We start from the raw sequence: 2,454 nt of genomic DNA, 5'->3' as shown, positions 1-2,454 counted from the left end.
ATTATTGTTTCGCGGTGTTACATAAAATTGAGTAAAGCAGTTTATTTAACTTTTTGGTGCGCTAATTTCTCAGTTTTTACTGCAAAATTTCGTGCAAGACTTTGCCAATTACTTTATTGTGGTTTGGTAAGTTTAGGTGGCATAAACTCTAATCAGTTCAAACACCTAACAAGGCATTAAAGCAGGACAAAAAACAGTTTGCTGTTTCGTGCCTCAACATTTTAGCAAACTACTTTTTGCCTCTTAATGAGGCGTTAGGTGTATTGGGTTACTTACATAAGTTTTATTTTTTGATTCACGTTTTGCGCATCAATCACGTATCTCAAAACGTAATTCAGTTTTGTATTTATCGCGCGTGTATTATTGTTTCGCGGTGTTGCGTAAAATTGAGCGAAGCAGTTTATTTAACTTTCTGGTGCGCTAATTTCTCAGTTATTACTGCAATATTTCGTGCAAGACTTTGCCAATTACTTTATTGTGGTTTGGTAAGTTTAGGTGGCATAAACTCTAATCAGTTCAAACACCTAACAAGGCATTAAAGCAGGACAAAAAACAGTTTGCTGTTTCGTGCCTCAACATTTTAGCAAACAATTTTTTGCCTCTTAATGGGGCGTTATATTGCATAAGTATTCTGAGCACTAAATGGATTTTGAACCTGAAATTAACCCTCGATATAGAAAGCCAACAGCACCATGTCCGAAGTGTGAATGCCACATCAAGCATGGTGAAATGGAATGTTACCATTGTGGTTATGAGTTAACTGTTGACGACATTCGCACTTTAAAGCAATACATGCGAAAGCAATGGTTTCATGGCATGTGGATTTGCCTTAAAATAATTCCTATTGCAATAATATTATTTGCTTTGTATTTTTCTCTTTTTGAGTGAGTTGCAATATAACAAGCTAATAAACAAGGACAAAAAACAGTTTGCTGTTTTCGTTCCTCAACATTTTAGCAAACAATTTTTTGCCTGTTATTAGGGCGTTATATTTACAAATAAGGATTGCTCATGAAAATTAAATTATGGATGTTATTACTCTCGTTTTTTCTTATCTCATGTGATGATGATTCATCGACTTCGTTAGTTGAAGATACAATTGATGTTTACATTTCAAAGGGGGATACTCAATGTAATGATGATGGTTTATCTATTGAGGAAACCGCTTCCTATTTAACAAATTCTGATATAAAAGCCTTAGAATCACAATGTGGTATCATTTCAGGTTTATCATTTACTGCGGTGTGTGGTGGTGGAACTGGTAATATATATATTCATACAATTGACATTGATGATTTGGATGCAGCGGAGAATCTTGGTTTTATTGATGCATCATCATTAATAGTAGAAGATAGTGGTTACGCAGTAGTGGAGTGTGAGTAAATATAACAAGCTGTTAAACAAGGACAAAAAACAGTTGGTTTTTGCTCCTGCGTCGCTTATTTTAGCCAACAATTTTTTGCCTGTTAACAGGGCGTTATATTTCTAGGAGAATCATGCTTACCAATGTCGCTAAGTCATATTTAGATATGGCGAGAACTGTTATAGACACCCAGATTGGAGCCAAGGAAAAGATTCCCAGAGATGATGCTATTTTTGGTTTACTAAGCTGCACATATATTTATAGTCATCTTTCATTAGTTTCGTTTTGCACTGCTCAACTCTATATACTCTGGAATGAAGATAATTCTAAGTTAAAAAGTAACTACCCAAATATTGAAAGCTTTGAAGCTCTAATGGCAATACAGCTTAAAGGCTTAAAACCTGCGCTAAATGAACTAGTAAAACAAAAAAATATAACACCTCTCCATAAAGCTCAACCAAAGCTGTGGCAAAACTTAAATGAATTTCTCAAGAAATACAGAGATTTTTTTGTTCATCCTAATCCTGATGATTTTGATAAGTTTGTAGGTGAAACTGGTAATGCCGAATGGCAATTTGCAACTAATACTGCTTCAGGAATACTCGAGTATTTTTATTCTGAGTGCACCGGTAATGTTCCTAAATGGGTAAAGATTGGAAGTATCAAATGTCATGGTTTTGAGTTAATCGAAATATAACAAGTCAATTCAGCAGGACAAAAAACAGTTGGTTTTGCTCCTGCGTCGCTAATTTTAACCAACTATTTTTTGCCTCTGATTGAGGCGTTAGGTGTATTGGGTTATTTGCGTAAGGTATATTTTTTGATTCACGTTTTGCGCATCAATCACGTATCCTAAAACGTAATTAAGTTTTGTAATTATCGCACGTATATTATTGTTTCGCGGTGTTACATAAAATTGAGTAAAGCAGTTTATTTAACTTTTTGGTGCGCTAATTTCTCAGTTTTTACTGCAAAATTTCGTGCAAGACTTTGCCAATTACTTTATTGTGGTTTGGTAAGTTTAGGTGGCATAAATTCTAATCAGTTCAAACACCTAACAAGGCATTAAAGCAGGACAAAAAACAGTTTGC

3 protein-coding genes are annotated in these 2,454 nt (G+C 34.6%); all 3 read left to right on the top strand.

What is annotated here, in order from left to right:
* Positions 1–642 precede the first annotated feature (642 nt).
* The 3 genes from CWS31_RS17135 (at position 643) to CWS31_RS17125 (ending at position 2,060) form a co-directional block, all read left to right on the top strand.
* Entirely contained in the window at positions 643–888 is a 246-nt protein-coding gene (locus CWS31_RS17135) for a hypothetical protein (RefSeq protein WP_148747788.1), read from the top strand.
* A 123-nt stretch (positions 889–1,011) separates the two neighbouring features.
* Complete coding sequence (locus tag CWS31_RS17130) at positions 1,012–1,383, top strand: hypothetical protein (protein ID WP_101344585.1); 372 nt, start codon at positions 1,012–1,014, stop codon at positions 1,381–1,383.
* 113 nt (positions 1,384–1,496) lie between these two features.
* Positions 1,497–2,060 (top strand): hypothetical protein, encoded by a 564-nt coding sequence (locus CWS31_RS17125; RefSeq protein ID WP_101344584.1) that lies wholly within the window; start codon positions 1,497–1,499, stop codon positions 2,058–2,060.
* Positions 2,061–2,454 lie beyond the last annotated feature (394 nt).

Source organism: Colwellia echini, assembly GCF_002843355.2.
Taxonomy (GTDB): Bacteria; Pseudomonadota; Gammaproteobacteria; order Enterobacterales; family Alteromonadaceae; genus Colwellia; species Colwellia echini.
The sequence above is the reverse complement of the archived record's forward strand: the minus strand, read 5'-3'. Positions and strand labels throughout refer to the sequence as shown.

What these genes read in the sequence shown, in the direction of transcription:
- CWS31_RS17130 (WP_101344585.1), top strand. Translation starts at nt 1,012, where the DNA reads ATGAAAATTAAATTATGGATGTTATTACTCTCGTTTTTTCTTATCTCA.
- CWS31_RS17135 (WP_148747788.1), top strand. Translation starts at nt 643, where the DNA reads ATGGATTTTGAACCTGAAATTAACCCTCGATATAGAAAGCCAACAGCA.
- CWS31_RS17125 (WP_101344584.1), top strand. Translation starts at nt 1,497, where the DNA reads ATGCTTACCAATGTCGCTAAGTCATATTTAGATATGGCGAGAACTGTT.